The following is a 26,931-nucleotide window of genomic DNA, read 5'->3' as shown; positions in this document are numbered from 1 at the left end:
CCGCTCACATGCCCATCACCCTCAAGCATCCTGAGAAGCGAAGCCCGTGATTGACGCCGCATTCATGGGGGAAACCTTCCTCAAGCTGCTGGAAGGACTGCCCCTCACACTCAAACTCACGTTTTCATCCGTCACTCTGGGTCTGATCGTTGCGATGGCCCTCGCGACGATGCGCATGTCAGGGGTGCCGGTCCTGGACTGGCTTGCGCGCAGCTATGTGTTCGTGTTCCGCGGGACGCCGCTTCTTGTTCAGATCTTCCTCATCTACTACGGGCTCGGTCAATTTCGGCTGGCCCTGCAGGCCATGAACCTATGGGGTTTCTTCCGCGAGCCGTATTGGTGCGCTCTGCTCGCCCTGACCCTGAATACCGCCGCCTATGTGAGCGAGATCATCCGCGGAGGCTTGCAGTCCGTCCCGCAAGGTCAGATCGAAGCGGCACGCGCCTGCGGGATGTCGCCGCTTCTCCTCTATCGGCGGATCATCGTTCCGATTGCTGTCCGTCAGGCACTTCCGGGCTACGGCAATGAAATCATCCTGATGGTGAAGGCGACCTCGCTCGCCTCGATCATCACGATGATGGAAGTGACCGGCATTGCGCATAAGCTGATTTCGCAGAGCTTCCGCGCGATCGAGATCTTCATCTGCGCCGGGGCCATCTACCTCATTCTCAATTTCCTCGTGACGCGGGCCATTCAAGCCCTGGAGCACAGGCTTTCGCCGCATCTGCGGGACGCGCCCATGCCCATTCAGCGCCTTGAGCCGGTCCATGAGTAGCGGAGACGATCGGTGACCTCATTGTCCACGCCAGCCGTTTCGGTGCGCGATCTGCGCAAAAGTTTCGGCTCCTTGGAAGTTTTGCGCGGTATTTCGCTCGATGCGGCCGAGGGACAGGTGATCTCAATCCTCGGCTCGTCGGGCTCCGGCAAGTCAACGATGCTTCGATGCATCAACGTGCTGGAGACGCCCGACGCCGGCGAGATCGCGATCGGCGGTGAAGTCATTGCACTGCGCAAGGGCCGAAACGGACGCACGGAGCCGGCTAATCGCTCCCAGGTCGACCGGATCCGCTCCCGCGTCGCGATGGTCTTCCAGAGCTTCAATCTCTGGTCGCACCTGACGGTGCTTGAGAACGTCATCGAGGCGCCGATCCATGTGCAAAAGCGACCAAGGGCGGAGTGCATCGCCGAGGCCGAGGCGCTGCTTGCGAAGGTCGGCATCGTCGACAAGCGCAACCACTATCCGGCTCATCTGTCGGGCGGCCAGCAGCAGCGTGCCGCAATCGCGCGCGCCCTCGCCATGAAGCCGAAGCTGATGCTGTTCGACGAGCCAACCTCGGCGCTCGATCCCGAACTCGTCGGCGAGGTCCTGCGCGTCATGCGATCGCTGGCGGAAGAGGGCCGCACCATGCTCGTGGTCACGCACGAAATGGGTTTTGCCCGGGATGTCTCGTCCCGCGTGGTGTTCCTCCACAAGGGGATGGTGGAGGAGGACGGGCCGCCTGGCGAAGTATTCAGCGCACCAACATCGCCACGGTTTCGACAATTCATCTCTGAGCATCGTTAGGAGGGGACACGATGAACAACCCGAGATTTCGACTGGGCTGGCTGGCGCTGAGCGCTTGCGCATTCCTGGCGACTGCCGCCGAAGCGCAGCAGGGAAAGGAGATCACCATCGCAACCGAAGGTGCCTTCATGCCCTGGAACTACACCGAGCCGAGCGGGAAGCTCGGCGGTTTCGACGTCGAGTTGGTGAACGATCTCTGCCGCCGGATGAATGCCAAGTGCAAGGTCGTCGGTCAGGACTGGGCCGGCATCATCCCGGCTCTCCAGGCCGGAAAGCACGATGCGGTGATGACGGGAATGAACATCACCGACAAAAGGCTGGCGGTGATCGGCTTTTCGAGGCCCTACGCCACGAGCCGCCACGTCTTCGCGACGATGACCGATCGCGAAATGCTCAATCTGCCCAAGAGCGGACAGCTGATCGACATCACATCTCTGAACGACGACGGCAAAAACACGATTGAGCAGATGAAAAAGCTGATCAAGGGGAAAACGATCGGCGTGCAGACATCGACCAACGCCCTTGCATTCCTGGAGACCTACTTCAAGGGAGACATCGAGATCAGGGAGTACAAGACAGCCGAGCAGCATGATCTTGATCTCTCCGCAGGTCGCATCGATGCGGTGTTCGTCGATTACGCGTCTGCGATGTCGTCGCGTGAAAGGAAGGAACTGAACGGCATGACCGTTGCGGGGCCGTCATTTCGCGGCGGACTGCTTGGTCGTGGCGTCGCGATCGGCCTGCGCAAGGACGATGGCGAGCTCAAGCAACGCTTTGACCAGGCGATCGAGCAGGCACTCGCGGATGGCACGATCAAGACTCTGTCGATGAAATGGTTCAAGTCCGACATGTCGCCTCCGCAATAGTCCCGTCGATGGAGTGGATTGACGGACTGGATCTTGAGAACCCCCGGGCGGGCAGGGCTGTCGGCCGAGCCCACCCGGACCGAACTCCGCCTGTTGACCTTAGGTCGGCAAGGCCAGGCACAATCAGTGGCCGGTGCAAGCAAAGCGAATCCGTCTGACGGGGCGAGAGTTCCCAAACGGTTCCGATCAACACGCCCGGATTTGCCAGCGATCGAGCACAGACATGAGCGACACCAGACATCTTGACGCCATCAGCGCAATCGTCGGGACCAAGGGATTGGTCACAGACGCTGCCGATAGGCGCCGATACGAGGTCGGAGCACGGTATGACGAGGGGAGGGCGCTATTCGTCGTCCGGCCCGGGACAACCGAAGAGGTGTCCCGCATCGTCGCCTATGCGGTCTCGAATGGCATTCGCCTCGTGCCCCAAGGCGGGAATACGGGTGTGGTCGGGGGATCCACTCCCGATCAGTCGGGAACGCAGGTCGTTCTCAGCGTCGACCGCTTGAGCGCTCCGCTCGAAATCGATCTGACCAATCGCACGGTGACGGTAGGGGCCGGCGTTCGCTTGTCGACGCTGAATGAGACCCTCGCGACGCATGGGCTCTTTCTGCCGATCGATCTCGGCGCAGATCCGATGGTTGGCGGCATGATTGCCACGAACACCGGTGGCGCTCGCTTCCTCCGTTATGGCGCCATGCGGCGACAGGTTCTGGGTCTGGAGGTCGTGCTTCCAGATTGCAATGGCACCATCCTTGACCTCACGACCGGCCTGCGGAAGGACAACGCGCATATCGACCTGAAACATCTCTTMGTCGGGACGAGCGGGGCGTTCGGCGTTATTACAAGGGCGGTTCTCGAAGTGCAGCGCGTCCCGCGACAGGTCGCGACGGCGTTGCTCGTGCCGCGTGACGATGAGGCCATTCCCCTCCTGCTCACGGCGCTTGAGGAAGCGTGCGGCGAGTATCTGAGCGCCGTCGAGGGGATTTCGCGGAACGCGATGAAGCGAACATTTGCCCATGTCGAGCGCCTGAGGAATCCGTTCGCTCGCGGCGAGATTCCGCCTTACGCGATCCTCGTCGAACTGACCCGGAATTGGCCCGAGCGCGGGCATGAAGCCGCGCTCCCAGTCGTTCTCGAGACCGTTCTCGCCGAGCTGTTCGAGCAGGATGATCCGCTGCTCGCCGATGCGCTGATTGGTCGGTCGGAGGAACTCTGGGCGTTGCGGCATTCCTTGCCGGAGGGGCTGAAGGCGGCGGGGCATGTGATCGCCTTCGATCTTTCCCTGAAGCGCTCAGACCTTGTTCCCTTCCGAACCGAGATCATTCCGCTCCTCAACGCCGAGTTCCCCGAGCTCGAGCTCTGCGATTTCGGGCATATTGCCGATGGCGGCATGCACTTCAATCTTGTGCATCCCGGCCGGCCAGATGCCGCCTATATCGACCGCGTCCGGGACAAGGTGCTGGACGTCGTGATCCGAGGCTACGCGGGCAGTTTTACCGGCGAGCATGCGCTGGGCCGATCAAACCAGTCTCTCTACGATCGATACACACCGGAACTCGTGAAGCAGCTTTCGGGATCTCTCCAGGGCGCGCTGACCGAGGCTACGATGGGAAACGTGCGTTTCGCGTCGGCGAACCGGGCGCCTCGTTAGCGCGGTTCTCCGGGTCTCAACTGCGTTCATCCTGCCGGTGCTGAAATGACCTGAGACGCAACTGCGCCAGCAGGGCCCCGGCTGGAGCAGGCGCTTGGAGACGCCCGCCTACGGACGGGAGTCCAGGTTCGGCTCACGGCGCCCCCGAGCTTGGAGCCTTTCCGTGCACCTTCTGGCGCTCAAGATGCAGATGCGCGACGAAGTCGGAGACAAGTTGCGAGCGCAGGCTGTGCGAGGGGTAGAGAACTCCGAAATTATAGGCGATGGCCGGCCGGAAGGGACGGGAGACTAACCCCAGCGGTTCGAACGCTTTTGCCGTGAACGGGTCCGCAATGGTCAGGCCCAGTCCCTGCGCCACCATCTGGCAGGCGATGGCGGCGATCGGGGTTTCGACGCGAACGTCGCAGCGCACCCTGGCGTCGTCGAGCACCTGCTGCAGCGAGCGGGACATGAAACTCCCCGCGCCCTTGCCGATGAACGGCATGCCGTCCAGGTCCTGCGGGACGATCTCCGGCCGCACCGCAAGCGGGTGACCGGCCGGCATCACGCAGACGCCGATGGCAGGGTCGAACAGCTCGATCTCGACACCGGGCTTGTCCATCGGGAGCATCGCGAAGCCGACATCGAATTGCTGTGTCGAAACCCACGAGGCAATCGACTCCGAACGCTGCGCCTGGATCGCAGCGGCGACGCTCGGGCGGTCCTTGAGAAATCCGGCAAGGGCGACAGGCAGGAAGGTGTGCGCCAGAGCGGGCATGCTGACGATCCGCAACTGCTCGACGCGGCGCTCCTTGATCTGGGCGGCGCGCTCGCTGATCCGTTCGAGCCCGACGAAACTGCGCTCGACTTCCTGATGCAGGGCCATCGCTTCGGGCGTCGCGACCGTGCGGCCATCGCTGCGCGTGAACAACACGAATCCGACCGCCTCCTGCAGCTCCTTCATCAATCGGCTGATCGAGGGCTGGGAGCTGCGAAGCAGGCGCGCGGCCTTGGTGAAGCTCCCGACATGCAGAACCGCGTTGAAGGCTTCGGCATGCCTGTGGGTGATCTGAGCCAAATCCGGCACTCCATTCCCGTTCCGCTACGGTCGGCCTGACCGGGCATTGCGACCCGGTCGGTGCGCCGGCAGGGCAATCGCGGCGATACCATATCAAATCTGAATGGCGTGATCCATAATCAGTCGATTGACAGATGGGTGCCGCTCCCCAACCCTTGGCTGCAACGGGGGCCGTGTTCCCCGGCCAAACAGGGGATTTTTCGGCATGGCCACTTTGCGTTCGACTTCGCTTGGATCCGTCTTCGCCCTCGCGCTCGCCACGGGCGGCCTTGTCAGCGCGGGAGCGAGCGCCCAGCAGACGATGTATGTCGCGGGCTATGGCGGCTCCTTCGAGCGCCTGATGCGCACCGCGATCATTCCGCCCTTCGAGAAGGCGAACAACGTCAAGGTCGAGTATGTCGCGGGACAGTCGACGGCGACGCTCGCCAAGCTGCAGGCCCAGCGCGGCAAGCAGGAGATCGACGTCGCCATGGTCGATGACGGCCCGATGTATCAGGCCGTGCAGTTCGGGTTCTGCGCGCCGATCGAGAAGGCCCCGGTGCTCGACGATGTCTATCCGATCGCGAAACTGGACGAGAAGGCCATCGCCTTCGGCATCGGCGTCACCACCCCGGTCTACAATGCCAAGATCTTCAAGGAGAAAGGCTGGCCGGTGCCGACCTCCTGGGGCGACCTCGGCAACAGCGCCTATAAGGGGCAGCTTGCCCTGCTCGGCGCCGCCAGCACGACCGGCCTGCATGGGCTGATCATGGTGGCGCGCGCCGAGGGCGGCGGCGAGAGCAAGATCGAGCCCGGCTTCGCCGCCTTCAAGGACAAGATCCGGCCCAATATCCTGACCTTCGCACCCTCCGCACCGAAGCTCGAGGAGCTGCTGCAAAGCGGCGAGATCGCGCTGACCGTGATCTCGCGCTCGCGCGCCGTCGCGCTGAAGAAGGAGGGCCTGCCGCTTGAAGTGGCCGAGCCGAAGGAAGGGGCCGGCGCACTGATGGTGACGATGTGCCCCGTCGTTGACAGCGACGTGGCGCCGCAATCGCAAAAGTTCATCCAGCACATGCTCTCGCCAGCCATCCAGAAGGTCTTTGCCGGCGCGGGCTATGGCCCGGTGAACCGCAAGACGGAGCTGACGGCGGATGAAGCCGCGGGGCTGGCGGTCGGCGACCAGGCCGTTTCCAAGCTCGCCAAGATCGACTGGCCGACCGTCAACCAGAACCGKGCTGCGTGGACGCAGCGCTGGAACCGCGAGATCGAGCGCTAGATCAGCGGACCGGATCTTATCCGATTCGCCGATCTAACCTTCTGATCTGCATCACCTTTCGGGCCGATTCCTGAAGCCCTCGTTCCTCCGGACATCAGGCCTGCGCCAAGGGCGCAGGCGGTTTCATGGATCACCCTCGACTATGGCCAAGATCGCCCTTCGCGGGCTTACCAAGCGCTTTGCCGCCTTCACGGCGCTCAACGGAATCGACCTGGCGATCGAGCCCGGCGAGTTCGTGGGGCTGCTCGGTCCGTCCGGCTGCGGCAAGACCACGACGCTGAACATCGTCGCCGGCTTCGAGGAGCCGACCAGCGGCGAGGTACTGCTCGACGGGCGCAGCCTCCGGGGTGTTCCGGCCAGCCAGCGCGGCATGGGCATCGTCTTCCAGAGCTATGCCCTGTTCCCGCACCTGACGGTCGCCGAGAATGTCGCGTTCGGGCTCGAAATGCGGAAGATCGCCAAGCCCGCCCGTCAGCAGAAGGTCAAGGAAGCGCTCGATCTGGTGCGTCTCGGCCATCTCGCCGAGCGCTATCCCCGGCAATTGTCCGGCGGGCAGCAACAGCGGGTCGCGCTGGCGCGGGCGCTCGCCATCGAGCCCGCCCTGTTGCTGCTCGACGAGCCGCTTTCCAATCTCGATGCCAAGCTGCGCGAGGAAATGCAGGTCGAGATCCGGGCGATCCAGCGCCGCGTCGGCACGACGACGATCATGGTCACGCATGATCAGGCCGAGGCGCTGGCGACCTGTGACCGGATCGCGGTGATGGATGCCGGGCGGATCGTCCAGCTTGCCGATCCGTTGACGCTCTATGACGCACCGACGAGCCATTTCGCCGCGAGCTTCGTCGGCCGCTCCTCCCAACTCAAGGCAAGGATCGTCTCGGTGGAGGCCGGGCGTTGCTCGCTGCGCATCGAGGGCGTCGAGGCGGCGGTGCCCGGCACGGCGCAGCCCTCGCTTTCGGCAGGCAGCGCGGTGGTGATCGCCTTGCGCCCGGAAAAGGTCCGCCTCGTGCCGCCCGGGACCGGTTTTCTCGGCGGTCGGCTGACATCACGTGTCTTCCAAGGCAGTTCATGGCTGTTCTCCGTCGAGACGGCCATTGGTGCGGTGCTGTCGTCGGAGCCGCATCGTGGAGTGCCCGCCTTCAACGAGGGCGACGATGTCGGGCTCAACTGGCGGCCCGAGGATGCCGCCATCATCGCGGACGCGCATCATGGCTGAGGCATCCAGGAGCCGCGTGCCGCTGCTGCTCAGCCTGCCGGCGCTTCTCTTCTTCGCAGCGCTGCTGGTGACGCCGCTGGTGATGATCGCCGTGCTGAGCTTCCAGTCCTTCGACCTCGCGACCGGTGCGACGGGCGGGGCGACGCTGTCGAACTTCGCGGATACGCTGGGCGATCCCTATTACCACACCATCTTCCTGCGGACGGTCGGGATCGCGCTGGCGACGACGGTGCTCTGCGTGCTGATCGGCGCACCCGAAGCCTATTTCCTGTCGCGGATGCGACCACCCTGGCGCTCGATCTTCCTGATCGTAACGCTGAGCCCGCTGCTGATCTCGGTCGTGGTGCGCACGCTCGGATGGGCGCTGCTGTTCGGCCGCAACGGTGTGATCAACAACGTCGCCTCCGGGCTCGGCCTGACGAGCGGGCCGATCCCGATGCTCTACACCATCCAGGGCGTCGTCATCGCGCTCGTCCATGTCGCGGTGCCGTTCATGATCATCTCGGTCTGGGCCGCCCTGCAACGGCTCGACCCCAAGGTGGTTCGTGCGGCGCAGTCGCTCGGCGCCGGCGAGACCACGATCTTCATCAGGATCATCCTGCCCCAGATCGTGCCCGGCATCCTGTCGGGATCGCTGATCGTCTTCGCGCTCGCGGCCAGTGCCTTCGCGACGCCCGCGATCATCGGCGGGCGCCAGCTCAAGGTCGTCGCCACCGCCACCTATGACGAGTTCCTGGGCACGCTGAACTGGCCGCTCGGCGCGGCGATCGCGATCGTGCTGCTCATCGTCAACGCCACGATCATGCTGACCTATAACCGCTTGCTCGAGCGGCGCTATGCGAGGTTTGCCCAATGAACCGCAACGGCCCCGTCGCGCTCCTCTGCCACAGCCTGTTCGTCATCTTCATGCTGGCACCGCTGATTGTGGTGATGTGGATGTCGCTGACGCCGAGCAACCTGCTCTCGCTGCCCACGACCTCGTTCTCGCTGCGCTGGTTCAGGGCCATCCTGGCCAATCCGCAGTTCGTTTCCGCCTTCTGGATGAGCATCGTGCTCGGCGTCGTTGCCGCGACCTGCGCGATGGCGCTCGCCGTGCCGGCCGCGCTCGCTCTGGCACGGCATCAATTCCCCGGGCGCGAGGCCCTGGTCGGGCTGTTCCTGTCGCCGCTGATCATCCCGCATGTMGTGCTCGGCGTCGCGTTCCTGCGCTTCTTCACACAGGTCAATATTACCGGCTCGACCGCAGGCCTGCTCGCCAGCCACGTGCTGATCATTTTCCCCTATGGGCTGAGGCTGGTGCTCGCGGCCCTGACCGCGGCCGATCCGGCGCTCGAACGCGCCGCGATCTCGCTCGGCGCCTCCAGCTGGACCGTGTTCCGGCGGGTGGTGTTTCCGCTGATGATCCCTGGCGTCGCCGGCGGCTGGGTGATCTCATTCATCCAGAGCTTCGACGAGGTGACGATGACGGTGTTCGTGGCGACGCCGTCCTCGATGACGCTGCCGGTCAAGATGTACCACTACATCGAGGAATCGATCGATCCGCTCGTCGCCTCGGTCTCGACCGTCGTCATCCTGCTGACCTTCCTGCTGATGGTCCTCGTCGACCGCATCTACGGGCTCGATCGCATGCTGGTCGGGAAAGGCTGACTAGCCGGGCTGACCGGCAAGCGCGGACAGGCCAGGCCGCCGCGCCCCCCTCTTCTCAATCGTCAAGGACATTCCAGATGAAAGCCATCGTCGTCGGTGCCGGTGTCATCGGCTCGTCGGTCGCCTATCGCCTCGCCCAGGCCGGCGCGGCGGTCACCATCGTCGAGGAAAGGCGGATCGGCGGCGGCACCTCCAGCGTGACCTATGCCTGGGTCAATGCCTGCGAGAAGCTGACCTCCCATGCCTATTACAAGTTGAACTTCGCCGGCCGGCAGGCCCATGAGGACATCCTGGCCGAGTTTCCGCACGCGAACTGGTACCACCGCCCTGGCGTGCTGCAATGGCAGAATGCGGAGGCCGAAGCCGGCGCACGCGACGGCACCGACCCGCTGGTGAAGCTCAGGCAGCTGATCGACTGGGGCTACCCGGCCGAGCTGCTCAGTCTGAAGGAGGTTCGCGAGCTCGAGCCGGAGATCGACCCGGACGTGATCGGCAATGCGCCAGTGATCTACTACCCCCGGGATGGTTGGCTCGATGCCGTGCCCTATGCCGGCGCGCTCGTCACTGCTGCGCAGGAGCGCCATGGTGCGAGGCTCGTCAACGCCAAGGTCTCGGGACTGCTGGTCAGCGGCGGGCGCTGCGATGGCGTGGAGATCGCGGGCGGCGATCCGATCCATGCCGATATCGTCGTKAACTGTTCGGGACGCTGGTCCAACGAGGTCGCCAACCGGAGCGAACATCAGGTTCCGCTCGCACCGACGGTCGGCCTGGTCGCCTACACCCCACCGGCGGGCGTGACGCTGCGCAGTGCCTTGCGCACTCCCCTGCTCAATATGCGGCCCGATGGCGGCGGCAGGTTCCTGCTGCGCTCGAACGAGCTTGACCGGCTGGTCGCCGCCGACGCCGCTTCCCTGCCCACGCATCCCCAGGCTCAGGAACTGCTCGCCCGGGCCAAGACGACGATCCCGGCCCTGCGCTCCGTCGAGGTCGAGGCCGTTCGCATCGCGATCCGGCCGATCCCGCGTGACACGCTCTCGGCTGTCGGGCCGGTCCCGGGGCTCGACAACTACTATGTCGCCGTCACGCATAGCGGCGTGACGCTCGGCGCCTTCCTCGGCGAAGCCATCGCCGACGAAGTCGTGCGCGGCCGCACCCGCTCCGAACTGGCCGAGTTCCGGCCGGCCCGCTTCTTCAACTGACGACCCGACGAGGACAGGACATGAAAACCGCCATCATGGGCGCAGGCGCGATCGCCTATGCAAGCGCAGCACTGCTGATCCAGAACGGTCATGAAGCCCGGCTGTGGTCGCCATCCGGCCGCCGCATCGCAGCGCTCGCCCAGGGCCAGACGCTGCGCAGCGAAGGGGTCGTCGCCGGGGAGTTCAAGCCGACCATCGCCGCGGATTGCGCTGCCGCGCTGGCAGGGGCGGATGCGATCCTGATCGCGCTTCCCGCGAACGGCCATAAGGCGGTGATGGACGCCATGGCGCCGCATCTCGTCTCGGGCCAGACGGTCGTGATCAGCTCGCACGCCTCGCTGGGCGCGATCTATCTGGCACGATTGATCGCGGATCGCGGGCTCGATGTCCCGGTCGTGGCGTTGAGCACGACGGTGCTGCGCGCGCGCCAGACGAGCGACACCTCCGTGAAGATCGCGACGCTGCGCGGCAAGGTCGATATCTCGACCCTGCCGACGGAAGCCGCCGAGCGCGGCCTCACTATCTGCAAGGCGCTGTTTGGCGACCGTTTCCGCGCGATCTCGAATGTGCTGGCCGTGGCGCTGAGCAACGTCAATCCGCAAAGCCACATGGCGCTGGCCCTCTGCAATTTCACGCGCATGGAGAAGGCCGAGGCCTGGGGCCAGAGCGAGCACATGACGATGGCCGTCGGGCGGTTGTTGGAAGCGATCGACGCCGAACGCCTCGCCATCGCGGCGGCGTTCGGCGTCGAGGTCCGCACCATGCGCGAGCATTATTCCCTGACCTATGGGCTTCCCGATGCAGCCCTTGGAGAGACCGCGAAACTGCTGGCAGCCAGCCAGGAGCCGACGCTCGGGCCGGCCACGATCGACACGCGCTATACACTCGAGGACGTGCCGTTCGGGCTCTCGCCCCTGGTCGCACTCGGACGCCTATGCGGGGTCGCGACCCCTTTGCACGAGGCCGGCCTCCAGATTTTCTCGGCGCTTTACGGTCGCGATCTCGCCGCGGAAAACGATATCCTGCCGGCGCTGATGGCCCGCCAGCTCACGCGAGAATCACTCATTGCAATGACGCGCTGACGAGGAGCCTGGAGAGGGCGCTCAAAGGTCGGTGCTCTGGGGTAGGATCACCAGGTCCCGGATGGTGACGTTTCGCGGCCGGGTCAGCATGAAATGCACGGCCTCGGCGACCTCCTCGGCTTCGATCAGGCCGCCCCTGGCGCGTTCCGCTTCAAGCTTCTCCTGCGGCCAGTCGGCGATGAGGGCGGTCACGACCGGACCCGGCAGGACTGCCCCGACGCGCAGTCCGTGCGGAATGACCTGGCGCCGCAGGGTATGAACGAAGGCCTGCACCGCGTGCTTGGAGGCGGTGTAGATCGGCTCCMACACCACGGGCACAATGCCGGCGATAGAACTGGTGACGAGAATATCGCCCGTCTTGCGCGCGATCATATGTGGGAGCACCGCATGGATGCTGCGGAATACGGCGTTGATATTGAGATGCAGCATGCGGTCCCAGGCGTCGGGATCTCCGTCGCTGACGGGCCCGCCGACATAGGCTCCGGCATTGGCGTGGAAGATGTCGAGCTCTCCGGCCCGCTCGAGGATCTGCGACATCATGCCGGAGACGGAGGCCGGATCGGCCAGGTCCACGACGAGCGGTATGGCCTCGGCGCCGAGAGACTTGGTGACACGGCCCAATGCTTCACTGTCGCGATCGACGAGAACGACGCGCGCGCCAGCCGCCAGCAGCCGTTTCGCGCAGGCCAGTCCGATCCCCGATGCGGCGCCGGTAATCGCGGCGACCTTTCCGGCCAGTTCCTGAGTCACGTCATCGCCTCCGACACGGCATGATCTTTCGTCTCCTGCAGCAGATCGCGCGCCGCGCGTGCGGCTGCCTGCAGCGTTTCAAAGGCAGCAAAGCGCCTGTCGTGTAACTGGGCGATGTCGCCGCCGACCGGTGCGAAGACACTGGCGCCCGGTGCCATCTCGACCATGGCTTGCGCGAGGTCCTGGAAGTTTCCGGCCGCCGTCGCACCAAGCATCGCGGATCCGAGAAGGACGGGGTCGACATCCTCGGGAACGAGCACGGGCAATCCGGCACAATCAGCGAGCATTTGCCGGATCAGCGGAGCGCGACCGGCGCCGCCGCTGAGCACGATCGCATCGATCGTTGCGCCCTTGGCGCGGCTGACCTCGATGATCTGCCGAAGGCCGTAGCCGATGCCCGTCAGCCCGGCGACATAGAGCGCGACGAGATGGTCCAGATCGCGCTCCATGCCCAGGCCGGCGATCAAGGCTCGGGCCTGCGGATCGGCATGCGGCGATCGGTTCCCGAGAAAATCCGGCACGACGACGAGACCCTTCGCAAGACGTGCAGCCTCCGAAAGGTCGGCGGCGCTCGTCGCCGCGCGCGCGGCGAGCCAGTCTGGCAATGAGCAATGGTCCGCCGCCGCGCGCTGCTGCGCCTCCGGCGCGGCCGGATGAAATCCGATCAATTGTTCGATCGCGGCGCCGGCGCCGGATTGACCGCCCTCGCTGAGCCAGAGATCAGGCGCCATCGCCGAGAAGTAGGGGCCCCACACACCGGGAATGAAGATCGGCTCGCGGCTGCTTGCCATGGTACAGGCGGAGGTGCCGAAGACATAGGCCATGCGGGTTAGTGCCGTGCCGTGCGACGAGCGCACACCAACCGAGCCGACACCGCCGGCATGAGCGTCGATCAAGCCCGCCGCTACGGCAGTGCCTGGCTTCAGCCCGAGTTCGGCAGCTGCCTCTTCGGTCAGCCCCTGTGCGAGGGCAGTGCCTCCGGGAACGATCTCCGTGCCGATGCGGGCAAAGCCATCGTCGCCGAGATCGCCGAGCCCGATCTGGTGGAAATAGCCTGCGTCCCAGCGCGCTTCATGCGCGAGATAGGTCCATTTGCAGGTCACCGTGCAGGTCGAGCGCGCCAGCGAGCCGCTTGCCCGCCAGGTCAGGAAGTCGGCGAGGTCGAGGAACTGCCAGGCTGCATGATAGGTGGCCGGCAGATTCTCCTTCAACCAAAGCAGCTTCGGCGTCTCCATCTCGGGCGAAATCGTGCCGCCGACATAGGCGAGCACCGGATGGTTCGTGCGGTTGATGCGTTCGGCCTGATCCAGCGCACGATGGTCCATCCAGACGATGATGTTGCGGCCCGGATCGCCATGGGGACCGACGGGCAGCGGCACGCCGTTCTGCCCGAGCACCACCAGCGAGCATGTCGCATCGAAGCCGATGCCCGCGATGGCCTCCGGCGCGAGCTGTGCCATCGCCATGGCCTCGCGGACGCAGGCGCAGACCGCATTCCAAATGTCAGCGCTCGATTGCTCGGCGATGTCCGGCCCGTCCCGATAGAGCGCGATGCCCCGCTTCGCCGTCGCGAGCATGCGCCCGCTCGGGTCGAAGATTCCGGCGCGGGCGCTCGCGGTGCCGACATCGATGCCAATGAAATGCTCGGTCATATCCTCGCGATCCTGTCGGAAGGGGCGGCATCGGCCGCCCCGTGCAGAGCGGTCAGGCTGCGGCGCGATTTGGCGACCCGGCACGCGTCCCATCTGGATTGCGCAAGTAGACGCCGCGCTCGAGTTGCTGGCGGCGTAGGTCCTCGATGTCGATATCGGCCGGCGGGCGGTTGCCGCGGACCGAGATCCTGGCGGCGCGCCCGGCCGCCTCGCCCATTGCCATGCAGGTTGCCATGACGCGGATCGCGCCCATGGCCTCGTGTGTCGCAGAGATGCTGCGTCCGGCGACCAGCAGATTGCCGATCTTCTGCGGGATCAGTGAGCGGTATGGAATATCGTAGCAGTCGCCGCACCAGATCAGGGTACAGCCGTCGTCGGACGGGCGGTGAATATCGATCGGATAGCTCGCCACCGCGATCGCATCGTCGAAATGGCGACAGGACAGGACGTCGTCCTGCGTCATCACATATTGGCCGATGATGCGGCGTGTCTCGCGGATGCCCAGGAAAGGCGCGGTCTTGGTGAAATAGGCCTTCTCGAAGCCCGGCACGTAATTGACGAGATAGGTGACGATATCGTCGATCTGGGCGCGACCTTCGATCTCGCCCTTGGTCAGGCTGCGGGCGTTGGTTCCATCCGTGCCCTTGACGCGGGTCATGTTGATCCAGACCTCGCCCTTCTTCAGACCGGTGATGATGATGGTCCGCTCGTTCGGGATCTGCAGGCCGCGCTCGGCCTTGGCCTTGGCCATCAGCTCACGCATGCCGACGACGATGAACTGCCGGTTCTGGCCGAAATACTCGGCGGGAATGAAGTCGGTGAGGTAGGTGCGTGCTTCCGGCGGAGCATTTGCGATGCTCATCCGAAGCGCATCGGTGTCGACGCCGGCCAGGCAGAACATCAGCGTCGGCGGCTGCATGCCGCCGTCGGCATTGCCCTTCTCCGTGGGCACGCCGGCGCTGTAGGCGACGTCGGCATCGCCGCTGCAGTCGATGACGACCTTGGCGAGGATGGCGATGCGGCCGGTCTTGCTCTCCGTGATGACGCCGCGAATGATGTCGTTCTCGACAAGCGCGCCGGCGAAGAAGGTGTAGAACAGCACATCGACGCCGGCCTCGGTCAGCATCTCGAGCGCCACGGTCTTGACCGCTTCGGGTTCGACCAGCGTGATGCCCATATGCAGCGGGCAGGGCCGATGCTCGCTCGCGCCATCCCGCTCATTGCGCAGGCGTTCGATGAATTTCTGCGGCAGTCCGTCGATGATCTGGTTGCCCTTCTGGCCGAGGAAACCGAGCACCGGCAGGCCGATCGTCATATTGCCGCCGACGAAACTGCGGCTTTCGATGAGCCCGACGCGGAGACCGTCTTCGGCTGCGGCCAGGGCAGCGGTGATTMCGGACGGCCCGCCGCCGACGACGAGCACGTCATAATCGGCTGAAACGGGGATGGAGCGCGCCGGCTCCTCGATGAAGCGAACCCCTGTGGTGGACATGAGGCGATTTCCTTCCATTGGCATCGTTCGATCGTGGTGCGGGGCCGGCGCCGAGGCGCCGGCCGTTGTCGTTCAATCAGGCCGGCATCATCGGCTTGACGCGCTCGATGATGGCGCCGACTGCGTCCTTGACGGGCTTGCGTCCGAGCACGGCGAGTTGGACCTCCTCAAGGAACGTCGCCTGCGCTCGGGCCGCCTCGGGAAATGGCGGGAAGGCGCCGCGCGCCGTCGCCAGCACCCTGGCTTCTGTGGCGGCGAGAGCGTTTTTGGCCTTCAGGCTTTCATCGGCATAGGTCGAGACGCGCACCGGGCCATTGCCGTTGACGGCCATGCCGAGCGTCACGCGCTTGCTCGACACTTCCCTGATGAAGCTCCAGGCCAGCGCCTTGTCCTTGGCATTCTTCGGGATCGACATCGCCCAGGCTTCGACCACGGAGGCCATCGGCATCTTGCCCTTGAGCCCGGCGGCGATCGGGAACTCGACCGCCTTGATCTTGCCCGCAAACTTACTCTGCTCGGGATTGTTGAGCTGCGCGCCGCGGGCGAAAGGCAGGACGGTGAAGGCGGCACGGCCCTGTTGCAGCCAGGTCACCTGATCGTCGTTCTTGGTCGTCGCATAGCTGCGCGGCAGGCTTCCGGATTCGAACATGCCGCGCAAAGCCGCGAGCCCGCTTTCCAGAGCGGCACGGTCCGGGACCAACTTGAGATCAGGACTGATGAAGTCTCCGCCATAGGCGCGGGCAAACATCACGGGGAAGACGGCGAGATCGCTCGCCAGCACCATGCCGGTTACCGGCGTACCGGCCTTGGAGGTGAAGGTCGTCTTTTTGGCCTGCTCGATCAGCTCTTCGAGGGTCGTCGGCGGCGCCGAGATCCCGGCCTCATCGAGCAGGGCCTCGTTGTAGAACAGGCCCTGCGTCGCATGACGCACCGGGATGCCGATCAGCTTGCCGTCGACCGTCATGCCCTGCACGAGACCAGGCGCGATATCGCCGAAATCCTCGATCGGGTCCTGCTTCTGAAGAGCGTCCAGCGGCTCGAACAGGGCGGCGATCTGAGAGGTCGGCCGGTTGTCGATGAGATAGCCAACCCCGTACTCGGTCTCCTTCAGGCTCGCCTCCCGGAAGAGCCGGTCCTGCAGCGGGTTGGAGTCGAAGGTGGTGAAGGTGATCTCGGCATCATTGGCCTTGCGCCAGTCCTTCAGCAGGTCACTGTCGCCGCTGCCGAGCACGGTCTGATGGACCTTGTGGCTCAGCACGTTCAGCGTCTTGCCGGCGGCCAGGGCAGGCCCGGTTGCGAGCGCGGCCGCGGCGCCGGCAGCGCCGGCCATGAAACCGCGGCGTGTCACGTCTGTTGCAGGCTTGTTCGACATGGCTTCCTCCCTTTTTTGATTGGCTACCCCTTCGTCGAACCGGCGGTGAGGCCGGCCACGAGATAGCGGTTCATGAAGACGACGAAGAGCAGGACGGGCACGAGCTGCACCGTCGAGGCGGCAAAGAGGATCCCCCAGTCGACGCCGTCGATGKAGCCGATCATCTCCGAGATGACGAGCGGCGCGGTCTTGGCGCGCGTCGCCGTGAAGATGAAGGCGAACAGGAACTCGTTCCAGGAGAAGACGATCACGAAGACCGCGACGGCGAGAACGCCCGGCATCGCCAGTGGCGCGATGATCTTGCGCAGGATCGTCATGCGGCTGGCGCCGTCGATCGAGGCAGCCTCGTCGAGCTCGCGCGGGATCTGGTCCATGAAGGTGCGCATCAGCACCGTCCCGAGCGACACGAAGAAGGTCGCGTAGAGCAGGATCAGCACGAGATGGGTGTCGCTGAGGCCAAGTGCGTTGACGATCGGGAACAGCGGCAGCGTCACCACGATCGGCGGGATGAGGCGTACGACGATCAGTCCGACGATGCTGGCTCCCAGCCATCGGCTGGAATGGCGGGAATAGACATAGCCCGCACAGGCGCTGGCGATGATCGCGAGCAGCGTCGCGCCGACCGTGATCAGCAGGCTGTTCAGCAGAGCTTCGAAGAAGACACCCCAGGACCGCCAGAGTTCGGCGTAGTGCTTCAGCGTCGGCGTGAAGAGCCATTTCGGCGGAACCGCGAAAATGTCCTGACCCGGCTTCAGCGACGAAACGGCGATGAAGAGGATCGGAAACAGCGACCAGAACAGGATCGCCGCGACGGCGAGAGCCTTGCCGGCCCCGATGAGGAGACGCTCAGTGCGCATGGGAGAGGCCTMCCCGTCGCAGCAGAAGAACATAGCCGGCCGCGAGCAGCAGCGAGACCACGACCATGATCCAGGCGGTCGCCGCCGCCGACCCGAAGGCGTTGAAGCTGAACGCCTCCTGATAGAGATAGATCGCCACGACTTCGGTCGAGCGCGCCGGTCCGCCCTTGGTCAGCAGCCACGCCTCCGAGAACAGGCGGAAGGCGAAGATGTAGCGGAAGAGCAGCGCGATCAGCATCGCCGGGCCGAGCAGTGGCAGTGTCACACGCCGGAAGGCCTGCCAGCGCGTGGCTCCGTCGATCCGCGCCGCCTCGTAGAGCTGGGCGGGGATGGCGAGGCGTGCCGCATAGACGATCACGAAGGTAAAGGGCAGATGCAGCCAGACCGTCAGCAGCCCGATCAGCACCATGGCGTGCGACGGTTCGAAGGACCAATCCAGCGTCGGCAGGCTCAATGCCCGCAAGGCCAGCGTGACCGGCCCGGCATCGGGATCGAACAGGAAGCGCCACATCACCACGGCGGTGACCTCGCTGACGGCATAGGGCGCGAGCACGGCGACGAGAAGGAAGCGGCGAAACGGCAGGCCACTGGCGAAAAGCAGCGCCATGCCGAGCCCGACGGCCAGTTCGAGGTGGACGGCCACGACGACGAGCACGACCGTGTTCAGCAGCGCGCTGTGAAAGGCCGGGTCCGCGAGGACACGCATATAATTCTGAAGCCCGACGAAGCTCGGCGCCTGGCCGAAGCTCGAGGTGTTCAGGCTGAGCCACATCACATAGAGCGACGGCAGCACGATCACGCTCAGGATGAGCAGATGGACCGGCGCGAGCAGCGGCAGAATCCGTGCCGTTTTTTCAGGCTGCACTCTTTCCTCCAGGACTTCTTTCGATCCAGGCTCTCTTGGCCCGGTGGCGCGGACATGGAGTTGTCCGTCAATGCATGGCTTTGGGCGCAGAGATCGCCGTCTCCGGGTTCAGAAGCGGTTCGGGGCTATCGCTGTCGCGACCATCGTCCGCCGCGGGCACGAGATCGCGGACGGACTCGCGGACCTGCAGGCTGGTCTGCAGTACGATGCGCTGCGGCGCCGAGCCGTCGCCCGCCATGCGCGCGCGCAGGCGCTGCCAGGCGGCTGCGGCGATCTCCGCGATCGGCTGCCGAATTGCGGTGAGGCCGGTCTTGCGCGCGCTCATCCAGGGATAGTCGTCGAAACCGACCACGGAGACCGGATCGGGAATATCGACCCGCAGACGGGCCAGCGCCGAGAGCGCGCTGAGCGTCGTGACGTTGGTCAGGGCGATGACTGCGCTCGGCCGCCGGTGTCGCTCGAGCCAATGCAGGAAGGCGCCGGCCCCGCGCTCGGCATTGGAACCGAGTTCGATGACGGTCGGCTCGTGGCCGATCGTCGCACGAATCAGGTCGCAGGCGCCGCGCGTGCGCTCGCGGATCGGTGAAATTCCGAGGCTTGAGGCGGCGACGACGATGTCACGATGACCCCTGCCCAACAGATGCCTTGCCGCGATCTCACCGGCTTCTCGATTATCGATTGCGACCGTGTCGACGATGCAGCCTTCGGGCGGCACGCGATCCGCGAAAACCATCGGCAGGCGACCGATCTCGCGCTCGAGTCCTGCGGGCATGCCGTCGCTGCAGGGAATCGCGATCAGGCCGGAAGGGCGCCAGGCCAGCAGGGCACGCAGCCGCGATTGTTCCAAAGCGATGTCGTCACGCGAATTGGCGACGATGATGTCATATCCGTCCGCCTGCGCCATCACTTCGAGCTGCGAGACCAGGGAGGTGAAGAACACGTCGTCCAGATCCGGAACGAGTACGCCCACGACCTTTGCCTGGCCCGAACGGAGCTGAGAGGCAGCGCGGTCGACTTGGTAGGACAGCTCGCGGGCCGCCTTCTGGACCCGCTCCTGGAGATCGGCATTGACCGGCTTGTTGCCGCTGAAGACGTTCGACACCGTGGCGATAGACACGCCAGCGAGCGCCGCTACCTCCTTGATCGTGACACGTTTCGAGCTCACCGCATGGCCTGTTAAACGTTTTACAGTAAAACGTTTAACGGAGCGCGCGCGTTGATGCAACTGCCTTTCACATGGCTCCCTGTGGCCGGGGGCCAGGCTTGAGCGGGTCGGCCAAGCCTCCGTGCAACGGAGCCCGAAGCTCAGCGATCCAATCCCTTGACATCTGGGGTCCGTCCTATCTGGCACCCTGTGTGCATGGCGCGCCGCTCTGCCGCGCTTATAGCGACGACCTGCGGCTTGCCGACCATGAGATCATCCTGAAGGGCGGCCAGATGGGGCCCGCAGGATTTCTTTGCGAGGGCTCGCGGGGGTATTCTTCCCAAGGTAGCCAATCGCTCCCCGCGCGGCAGATATCGGAATACGGAGCGCTCAACCGCCTGAGAGAGCGACGGGCCTTGGCAGGACGCCGTTCGTTGCAGCCAATCTGTTCAACGACGCTCGGGGGCGTTCGAAACTGAGCCGTCCGCGCTTGAAGCCAGTGATGGGCTCGGCAATCTCTGCCAGCGCATCGGTTGGGGTCTTGGCATCGAGAATGACAAGATCCGCGGGATTCCCAACCGCGATCCCGTAGTCAGGCAGCCGCATCAGCCGCGCAGGCAGCGTCGTGATCAGGTCCAGACAGCACGGAAAATCGCCCGGCCCGCATTGCGCGACATTGGCATAGAGATTCGCCATGCGGAGCAGCGAACAGTCACCGAAAGGGGTGAAGGGATTGAGAACGTTGTTGGTCGCGATCGAGCAGACCACACCTTGCGCGGCGAGACGATGGGCTGGTGCGAGCCCGCGCGGCTGAGCGTAGGCCGATTGCCGCCCCATCAAATACAGGTCTGTCGCCGGGAGCACAGTCAGTGCAACTCCGGAATCGGAAAGCCGGTGCCCGATCACAGCCAGCGTTTCCGGATCGACCATCGATAGTTTGCTGACATGGCCAATTGTGACGCGACCCTGCCAGCGATGGTGCTCAGACTGGCGGCAGACTTCGTCGAGATGCATCCAGCTCGGATCGAGGTCGAAGTCGAGATGGAAGTCGAGGTCGACGTCAAATTCCCTTGCCAGTGCGAAGAGACGGTCGATCTGGGCAACCGGGTCGGTATCAGTATAGGGGCAGCCGCCGAGGAGGTCGGCGCCATCGCGTAACGCTGCAAGCAGCAGCGCCTCCGTGCCCGGGTCGTTGGTCAAGCCCTCTTGTGGGAAGACGCAGATCGAAAGATCGAGCGCCCAGGCATAGTCGGTTCTCAAGGCCTTGATCGCCTGAAAGCTCCGAATCCCGGCACGGGGATCGACCTCGACATGAGTGCGCATGCGGGTCGTGCCCTTCGCGATTGCCTTGTCGAGCACGCAAGCGCCGCGCTCGTAGACATCGGTCACGCTAAAGTCCCGTTTCATCGCGGCCACAGCCGCAATGGCGTTGCTGAGCCCGCCATGGGAGTGGCCGCAGCGGCCAAGCAAGCAGGCCTTGTCGAGATGGATATGGCTGTCGACGAAACCTGGCACGACAAGGCGGCCACCGACGTCATGGGCCGGTGCATCGGTGACGAGATTTGGTGCCATGGCGACGATACGACCGGCGCTGACTCCGATGTCCTGCGGCCGCTCGCATCCCGCAATGGCGGCCTGGCGGAAGACGAGATCGAGAGCTGTGTCGGACGGCATGATGCTGCTTCGGAATCGGCATTGAATGGATCGAAAACATGCATGCACTTAATGTGCCGGGATGATGCTCTCCGACGCACCGCCGTTGAGCCATGGCTGCGGCGAGGAGGGGAAGGCGCGAGAGGAGGCGAGATAGTCAGGCGTCGCCATGAACCCGTGGGGGTCACGGGCCCCCGAGCCAGGCGCCTGGCTCGGGGGCCCGCTGTCGCCGGGATGTCTGGAACGAGAATGTTGCCTCGATCCTGCAGCCGCACGGCATCGCCGCGGGCAGCGCTATTCCGCTGCGTCCAGGCGCCGCTTGCGGACGGTGGATCGCGTGACCGGCGCGTCAGCATAGGGCGCCAGGATATCCATGATGTCGCGGCCGCGCGGCTTGGCCTGCGCGACGAGGGCCCGCTCCGCCACCGAATCGAGGTGGTGATGCATCAAGCTCATCACCTTCTCCGCATCGCCGCTTTCAAGCGCATCGATGAGCAGGCGATGCTCATTGATTGCGCATTCCGAGGAATGCGGGCGGCTGAACAGCGATAGCGTCAGGCAACAGCGATAGGCGATCTCGCTGACATAGCGGATCATGATCGCGCTTTCCGTCATGGTGGCGAGAAGGATGTGGAATTCGGTGGCGAGCCGGATCGAGACCGCGTCGGGCCCACCGCGTGCCGCGTCTTCCTGATCGATATGAGCGCGTAGCGCCGTGAGCTGGGCCTTGCTCAACCTGCCTGCGAGCTGGCGCACGACGAGGCGCTCGAGCTGGATCCGAATATCGAAGGTGTCGCGCGCCTCTTGCCAGCTCGGGGTGGCGACGACGGCGATGCGGTTGCGGCGTAATTCCACCAGGCCCTCGGCCGCGAGCTGGCCGAGCGCGTGGCGCGCGATCGTGCGGCTCACGCCAAAGCGTTCCCCGAGCGCATCCTCCGGCAGTTTGGCGCCAGGCTCGAGCGCCTGCTCGATGATCGCACGCCGCAACGCCCGGCAGATCGTTCCGACCTTGTCCGATGGGCTGTCTTCGGCCTTGTCGCGCGCCATGTCCCGTGTCCGCGTGTGAAGCCACCCCTCTTAGCGCCTCGGTTCCAAACTCTGCAATCTGCTCGGATCGGGAGCCGCCGGATAGAATACAAGATGGCATCATGATTGCATGCACTTTTGGGAATGAACCTCGCGATAGCCACACTCCCTATCGTCTCGGCTCCTGATGCGATCATGGCACAGGGCACCATGACACGGCCGGGCTCGGCGATCGAACTGTCGCAGACGAGCGTCACCTTCGGGCGGGGCGCAAACGCCGTTCCCGCCTTGGCGGAGACGACCCTGCGTATCCAGGACGGTGAGTTCCTCGCGCTGGTCGGCCCGTCGGGTTGCGGCAAGTCGACGATCCTGAAGCTCGTCAGCGGGCTCGTGCAGCCGACGACGGGCGTCGTCATCGTGGGTGGCCGCGAGGTTGCGGCGAAGGCGCTCAGGATCGGGATGGCATTCCAGAACCCGACCATGTTGCCCTGGCTGACGATCGAACAGAACGTCATGTTGCCCTTGAAGATCGTCCAGCCTTTCCGCTCGCGTTATCGGCGGGAGAAACGCGCTGCTTTCCGCGACAAGGCGCATGCATTGCTGGCGCAAGTCGGATTGCAGGGATTTGCCAGCAAATATCCCTGGCAACTCTCAGGCGGCATGCTTCAGCGGGCCAATCTTTGCCGAGCGTTGATCCATGAGCCGCGCATGCTGCTGCTCGATGAGCCCTTTGGCGCTCTCGATCAGTTCACGCGCGAGGAACTTTGGGCGATCCTGCAGGATCTTTGGCTGGCTCACCGTCCGACCGTGCTGCTGGTGACGCATGATCTGCGCGAGGCCGGATTCCTGGCGAGCCGCATCTGCGTGATGAGCGCGCGGCCCGGCCGCATCCTCGACGACAGCGAGGTTGCGTTTGCACGCCCGCGCACCATCGCCATGAGCTTCGAGCCGGATTTCGTGGCGCTGAACCAGCGCTTGCGTGACTTCATTGTTGATGCCCGCTCGGCGCCGGCAAGCCAGGACGGTGCATGAGATGAGCGAGTTCAAGCGCAAGTTCTGGGCAGCGGCGCTGATCGCGCTCTTCTTCGCGTCCTGGGAGCTGTTCTGCCTGCTCGCGGGCGTGTCGGACCTGATCCTGCCGCGGCCAAGCCAGGTCTTCGCTACGCTTCTCGCGCGCTTCCCTGTTCTCTGGCCCCATATCCTGCAGACGCTGGCGACGACGATGGCCGGCTTCGTCCTCGGCGTCCTGCTCGGGGTCTTCCTTGGTGCGACGATCGGGGTGTCGCGCACGGCCTATGACACGGTCTATCCGCTACTGATCGGCTTCTCCTCGATCCCCAAGGTCGCGGTCGTGCCGATCTTCGTGCTCTGGTTCGGCTCCGGCACAGTCCCGGCCGTGCTGACCTCGCTCGCGATGTGCTTCTTCCCGATCGCCGTCAATATTGCGACCGGGCTTGCCACCACCGAGCCGGAAATGGAGGACGTGCTGAAGGCGCTCGGCGCCAGCAAGCTCGACATCCTGTGGAATGTCGGCCTGCCGCGGACGATGCCGTTCTTCTTCGCCTCGCTGAAGGTCGCGATCACCTATGCCTTCGTCGGCACCGTGCTGGCGGAAACCGTCGCCTCCAATCGCGGCATCGGCAACGTGATGATGAGCGCCTCGTCGAATTTCAACGTGCCGCTGGTCTTTGCCGGGCTCTTCATCCTCGCCGGCCTGGGAGTCGCGCTCTACGCCGCGTTCTCGCTGATCGAGATGCGTGTCACCGGCTGGGCCAATCGCAAGAACGACTTCGCTGCCGCCTGATCCAATTCGTATCAACCAGAGGGGACATGAGGATGCTCAAGACGTTGACCGCGACGCTGTTCGCAGGCCTTGCACTGGCCAACTCCGCCATGGCGCAGGAGACGACGCTCAAGTTCACGCTGGGCTGGAAGACCCAGGGCTCCGATGCGGTGTTCTTCGTCGCCCGTGACAAGGGCTACTACAAGGCAGAGGGCTTGAACGTCGTGATCGACCAGGGCGAGGGTTCGGGCGCGACGGTGACGCGCATCATGGGCGGCGCCTATGACGCCGGCTTCGGCGACGTCAACGCCATCATCCAGAACGCGGCTGCCAAGCCGGGCGAAGCGCCGGTGATGGTGTACATGATCTGGAACCGGCCGCCCTTCGCCATCTCGAGCAAGAAGGCGACCGGCATCACCACACCGAAGGACCTCGAAGGCAAGACATTGGGTGGGGCACAGGGCACCCCGACGACCCGGCTGCTCGAGGTCTTCGCCCGCAAGAATGGCCTCGACATCAGCAAGATCAAGCTCTCGAACATGGCGCCCAACCTGCAGGAGCCGCTGCTGATCAAGGGCGATGTCGACGGCGCGCTCGTCTTCAACATCACCGGCTACTTCAACCTGCTTCTCAACCGGCAGGATCCCGACAAGGATTTCAACTGGCTGAGCTTCGGGGATTACGGGCTCGACCTCTATTCCAACGGGCTGATGGTCTCGCAGAAGCTGCTGAAGGATAACCCCAAGGCGGTGGCAGGGCTCGTTCGTGCGACCAACAAGGCCATGATCGAGATCGCTAAGGACCAGGCCCTCGGCATGAAGGGCGTGATGAATTTCGACAATCTCGTCAACGAGGCTGTCGAGAAGAAGCGGCTGCAATACTCCTTCAGCGAGCTGATCGTCTCGCCGGAAATGAAGGAAATCGGTGTCGGCGACACCAAGGACGACCGCATGGCGCGCGCCATCGACATCATTGCCGAGGGCTATCAGCTCGCCCGCAAGCCGAAGCCCGAAGAGATCTTTTCGCGCCAGTTCCTTCCGCCCAAGGCGGAGCGCGAGCTGGTCTACACGGCAAATTGATCGGCCATGGCGGCAGGGCGGCGCGATCGGCACCGTCCTGACCGATCCGTCGCTGGTTTGTGACCAGGCGTCGGTGATTGTTTTCTATGCTCGTCAACGTCGCATGACACAGGGAGATTCTGCCCTTCGCGATTACTGGTGCGCGCCGCGGTCGTGGCTACGCGGGCTGTACAGTCCCGACGTCGCGCCCGATCTTCGTGTAGATACCGGCGCCGATCATGCCACCATCGACGGCGAGATCCGTGCCGGTGATGAAGCGGCTATCGGGTCCGAGCAGGAACATCACCGCGCCGGCGATCTCGTCCGGGTCGGCACCACGCGCGAGTGGCGTCATCATCCGGTTCCCTTCGAAGAAGGCGGTTGCGCGCTGAGCGTCGTAGCCTCCGTTGGGCTGATTGATCATCGGGGTATCGACCAGCCCCGGGCAGATCGTGTTCACCCGAATTCCCCGAGCCGCCAGTTCGATGGCAGCCGCCTTCGCGAGACCGCGCAGCCCCCATTTGCTGGCGGTGTAGGCGGCGCTGAAATAGCCGGTGAGGCCAGCCGTGGAAGACACGTTCACGATCGACCCGCCGTCGGCCATGTGCGGCGCCAGGTGCCGGATACCCAGGAAGGCGGCATTGAGGTTGACGTTCAGCACGGCCAGCCACTCGTCATGCGTGGTCTCCGTAACGGTCTTGCGCAGCGTGATGCCGGCGTTGTTGACCAGCCCCGAGAGCGAGCCTCCGAGTGTGCCGGCTGCGGCGAGGATCTCGGCCCAGGATTCCTCCCGCGATATGTCGGCCGTGACGACACTCAGCCTGTCCGCTGTGTMGCCGAGCACTGACCAATGCGGGTCGTCGGGGCCAAGCACGTCGGCGACCACGACCTTCGCGCCGGCCGCAAGAAGGCGGGACACCTCGGCAGCGCCTTGCCCCCTTGCCCCACCGGTGACGACGAAGACCCGATCCTGCCAGAAGGACGAACTCATGACCTGCCGATGCCTCCGTCGACACCCAGAACGTGGCCGGTGATGTAGCCGGCGGCATCGGAAGCGAGGAAGCTCACGGAATCCGCGATCTCTGTCGGCTGCCCCATGCGTCCGAGTGGCGTCCGACCAAGATAGATCGCCTTCTGCTCGGGATCGGCATGCATCCATGCGCTCATCGGGGTCTCGATATAGCCGGGGGCGATGGCGTTGACGCGAATGTTCAGGGGGCCCCACTCGATCGCGAGACAGGACGTCAGATGCGCGATTGCGGCCTTGGCAGCAGCATAATGAGCGCAGTTGGGCCGGGCCTTCAGGCCGGCATAGCTTGAGAGGTTGACGATCGAACCACCGCCGCCGTCCTTCATGACCCGCGCAGCGGCCTGTGCCCCGAAGAATGCCGCCGTCAGATTGACGTCGATCGACTTGCTCCAGTCATCGACCGTGATGTCGAGTGCGGCCTGGCGTTCCAGGAAGCCCGCGTTGTTCACCCAGATGTCGATGCGGCCGTGATCGGCTGCGATCTGCGCGACGGTATCCTGCAGGGCGGCCGTATTCGCGATGTCGACGATCCGGCGATCGATGCCGGCCGACCCTGGTCCGTCCTGGCGGTCGAGCGCAACGACCCTGGCGCCTTCGGCATTCAGCTTCGCGCAGATGGCTGCTCCAATGCCGCCGCTCGCGCCGGTCACGACGGCGATCTTGCCCCGATGGGCCTTCTGGCAATCCTGCATGGTTCCCGTTCCTGGAA

25 protein-coding genes are annotated in these 26,931 nt (G+C 64.6%); 13 read left to right on the top strand and 12 right to left on the bottom strand.

The window, feature by feature from the left end; all coding sequences use genetic code 11:
• Nucleotides 1-49: 49 nt before the first annotated feature.
• From AC1DIO_RS10585 to AC1DIO_RS10570, 4 genes are all read left to right on the top strand, one after another.
• Nucleotides 50-775, top strand: coding sequence for an ABC transporter permease (locus AC1DIO_RS10585; RefSeq protein ID WP_441505814.1), 726 nt, complete (start codon nucleotides 50-52; stop codon nucleotides 773-775).
• A 42-nt stretch (nucleotides 776-817) separates the two neighbouring features.
• Nucleotides 818-1,564 carry an ABC transporter ATP-binding protein gene (locus AC1DIO_RS10580; protein ID WP_476853388.1) on the top strand — a complete coding sequence of 249 codons (747 nt, stop codon included), beginning with the start codon at nucleotides 818-820 and terminating at the stop codon, nucleotides 1,562-1,564.
• Nucleotides 1,565-1,575: 11 nt separating this feature from the next.
• Nucleotides 1,576-2,430: a transporter substrate-binding domain-containing protein gene (locus AC1DIO_RS10575; RefSeq protein WP_441505739.1), complete on the top strand. Its 855-nt coding sequence runs from the start codon at nucleotides 1,576-1,578 to the stop codon at nucleotides 2,428-2,430.
• Nucleotides 2,431-2,653: 223 nt separating this feature from the next.
• On the top strand, nucleotides 2,654-4,084 hold the full coding sequence (locus tag AC1DIO_RS10570) for an FAD-binding oxidoreductase (RefSeq protein WP_476853387.1): 1,431 nt from the start codon (nucleotides 2,654-2,656) through the stop codon (nucleotides 4,082-4,084).
• Nucleotides 4,085-4,217: 133 nt separating this feature from the next.
• Here the strand turns inward: AC1DIO_RS10570 and AC1DIO_RS10565 are convergent, their stop codons facing one another.
• Nucleotides 4,218-5,141, bottom strand: a complete 924-nt coding sequence (locus AC1DIO_RS10565; protein ID WP_441505737.1) for a LysR substrate-binding domain-containing protein — start codon at nucleotides 5,139-5,141, stop codon at nucleotides 4,218-4,220.
• 205 nt (nucleotides 5,142-5,346) lie between these two features.
• Between AC1DIO_RS10565 and AC1DIO_RS10560 the strand changes: the two genes are divergently transcribed.
• From AC1DIO_RS10560 to AC1DIO_RS10535, 6 genes are all read left to right on the top strand, one after another.
• Nucleotides 5,347-6,396 carry an ABC transporter substrate-binding protein gene (locus AC1DIO_RS10560; RefSeq protein WP_441492493.1) on the top strand — a complete coding sequence of 350 codons (1,050 nt, stop codon included), beginning with the start codon at nucleotides 5,347-5,349 and terminating at the stop codon, nucleotides 6,394-6,396.
• 142 nt (nucleotides 6,397-6,538) lie between these two features.
• A complete protein-coding gene (locus tag AC1DIO_RS10555) occupies nucleotides 6,539-7,612 on the top strand; it encodes an ABC transporter ATP-binding protein (protein WP_441492494.1) in 1,074 nt (357 codons plus the stop codon).
• Nucleotides 7,605-8,468 carry an ABC transporter permease gene (locus AC1DIO_RS10550; protein ID WP_441492495.1) on the top strand — a complete coding sequence of 288 codons (864 nt, stop codon included), beginning with the start codon at nucleotides 7,605-7,607 and terminating at the stop codon, nucleotides 8,466-8,468. Before AC1DIO_RS10555 ends, AC1DIO_RS10550 begins: the two co-directional genes overlap by 8 nt.
• Nucleotides 8,465-9,259: an ABC transporter permease gene (locus tag AC1DIO_RS10545; protein WP_441492496.1), complete on the top strand. Its 795-nt coding sequence runs from the start codon at nucleotides 8,465-8,467 to the stop codon at nucleotides 9,257-9,259. The genes AC1DIO_RS10550 and AC1DIO_RS10545 overlap by 4 nt, the downstream gene beginning before the upstream one ends.
• A gap of 77 nt (nucleotides 9,260-9,336) precedes the next feature.
• On the top strand, nucleotides 9,337-10,458 hold the full coding sequence (locus tag AC1DIO_RS10540) for an NAD(P)/FAD-dependent oxidoreductase (protein ID WP_476769446.1): 1,122 nt from the start codon (nucleotides 9,337-9,339) through the stop codon (nucleotides 10,456-10,458).
• A 20-nt stretch (nucleotides 10,459-10,478) separates the two neighbouring features.
• Entirely contained in the window at nucleotides 10,479-11,540 is a 1,062-nt protein-coding gene (locus tag AC1DIO_RS10535) for an NAD/NADP octopine/nopaline dehydrogenase family protein (protein ID WP_476832613.1), read from the top strand.
• A gap of 21 nt (nucleotides 11,541-11,561) precedes the next feature.
• Here the strand turns inward: AC1DIO_RS10535 and AC1DIO_RS10530 are convergent, their stop codons facing one another.
• The 9 genes from AC1DIO_RS10530 to AC1DIO_RS10490 all read right to left on the bottom strand — a co-directional run bounded on the left by AC1DIO_RS10530 (nucleotide 11,562) and on the right by AC1DIO_RS10490 (nucleotide 22,372).
• Complete coding sequence (locus AC1DIO_RS10530; protein ID WP_476853386.1) at nucleotides 11,562-12,290, bottom strand: SDR family oxidoreductase; 729 nt, start codon at nucleotides 12,288-12,290, stop codon at nucleotides 11,562-11,564.
• Entirely contained in the window at nucleotides 12,287-13,942 is a 1,656-nt protein-coding gene (locus tag AC1DIO_RS10525; protein ID WP_476853385.1) for an FGGY-family carbohydrate kinase, read from the bottom strand. Before AC1DIO_RS10525 ends, AC1DIO_RS10530 begins: the two co-directional genes overlap by 4 nt.
• Nucleotides 13,943-13,994: 52 nt before the next feature.
• On the bottom strand, nucleotides 13,995-15,434 hold the full coding sequence (locus AC1DIO_RS10520) for an FAD-dependent oxidoreductase (RefSeq protein WP_476853384.1): 1,440 nt from the start codon (nucleotides 15,432-15,434) through the stop codon (nucleotides 13,995-13,997).
• Between the two features lie 76 nt (nucleotides 15,435-15,510).
• Nucleotides 15,511-16,806, bottom strand: a complete 1,296-nt coding sequence (locus tag AC1DIO_RS10515) for an ABC transporter substrate-binding protein (RefSeq protein WP_441505733.1) — start codon at nucleotides 16,804-16,806, stop codon at nucleotides 15,511-15,513.
• Between the two features lie 23 nt (nucleotides 16,807-16,829).
• Nucleotides 16,830-17,663 (bottom strand): carbohydrate ABC transporter permease, encoded by an 834-nt coding sequence (locus tag AC1DIO_RS10510; RefSeq protein ID WP_476853383.1) that lies wholly within the window; start codon nucleotides 17,661-17,663, stop codon nucleotides 16,830-16,832.
• The gene (locus AC1DIO_RS10505) at nucleotides 17,653-18,528 is read right to left on the bottom strand and encodes a carbohydrate ABC transporter permease (RefSeq protein WP_476853382.1); all 876 of its coding nucleotides are present in this window, start codon (nucleotides 18,526-18,528) and stop codon (nucleotides 17,653-17,655) included. Before AC1DIO_RS10505 ends, AC1DIO_RS10510 begins: the two co-directional genes overlap by 11 nt.
• Nucleotides 18,529-18,595: 67 nt before the next feature.
• Entirely contained in the window at nucleotides 18,596-19,753 is a 1,158-nt protein-coding gene (locus tag AC1DIO_RS10500; RefSeq protein ID WP_476853381.1) for a LacI family DNA-binding transcriptional regulator, read from the bottom strand.
• Between the two features lie 309 nt (nucleotides 19,754-20,062).
• Nucleotides 20,063-21,346 (bottom strand): amidohydrolase family protein, encoded by a 1,284-nt coding sequence (locus AC1DIO_RS10495; RefSeq protein WP_441505729.1) that lies wholly within the window; start codon nucleotides 21,344-21,346, stop codon nucleotides 20,063-20,065.
• Nucleotides 21,347-21,619: 273 nt separating this feature from the next.
• Entirely contained in the window at nucleotides 21,620-22,372 is a 753-nt protein-coding gene (locus tag AC1DIO_RS10490; protein WP_441505728.1) for a GntR family transcriptional regulator, read from the bottom strand.
• A 174-nt stretch (nucleotides 22,373-22,546) separates the two neighbouring features.
• Between AC1DIO_RS10490 and AC1DIO_RS10485 the strand changes: the two genes are divergently transcribed.
• Genes AC1DIO_RS10485 through AC1DIO_RS10475 form a run of 3 tightly spaced genes read left to right on the top strand, consistent with a single transcriptional unit; the run spans nucleotide 22,547 to nucleotide 25,213 of the window.
• On the top strand, nucleotides 22,547-23,383 hold the full coding sequence (locus AC1DIO_RS10485; protein WP_441505727.1) for an ABC transporter ATP-binding protein: 837 nt from the start codon (nucleotides 22,547-22,549) through the stop codon (nucleotides 23,381-23,383).
• A 1-nt stretch (nucleotide 23,384) separates the two neighbouring features.
• Nucleotides 23,385-24,155: an ABC transporter permease gene (locus AC1DIO_RS10480; protein WP_441505726.1), complete on the top strand. Its 771-nt coding sequence runs from the start codon at nucleotides 23,385-23,387 to the stop codon at nucleotides 24,153-24,155.
• Nucleotides 24,156-24,187: 32 nt separating this feature from the next.
• Complete coding sequence (locus tag AC1DIO_RS10475) at nucleotides 24,188-25,213, top strand: ABC transporter substrate-binding protein (RefSeq protein ID WP_441505725.1); 1,026 nt, start codon at nucleotides 24,188-24,190, stop codon at nucleotides 25,211-25,213.
• A 157-nt stretch (nucleotides 25,214-25,370) separates the two neighbouring features.
• Here the strand turns inward: AC1DIO_RS10475 and AC1DIO_RS10470 are convergent, their stop codons facing one another.
• A complete protein-coding gene (locus AC1DIO_RS10470) occupies nucleotides 25,371-26,183 on the bottom strand; it encodes an SDR family NAD(P)-dependent oxidoreductase (protein WP_476853380.1) in 813 nt (270 codons plus the stop codon).
• A complete protein-coding gene (locus AC1DIO_RS10465; RefSeq protein WP_441505723.1) occupies nucleotides 26,180-26,914 on the bottom strand; it encodes an SDR family NAD(P)-dependent oxidoreductase in 735 nt (244 codons plus the stop codon). The genes AC1DIO_RS10470 and AC1DIO_RS10465 overlap by 4 nt, the downstream gene beginning before the upstream one ends.
• Nucleotides 26,915-26,931 lie beyond the last annotated feature (17 nt).

The sequence above is a fragment of the Allobosea sp. 05T439 genome, from assembly GCF_056396005.1.
The sequence above is the reverse complement of the archived record's forward strand: the minus strand, read 5'-3'. Positions and strand labels throughout refer to the sequence as shown.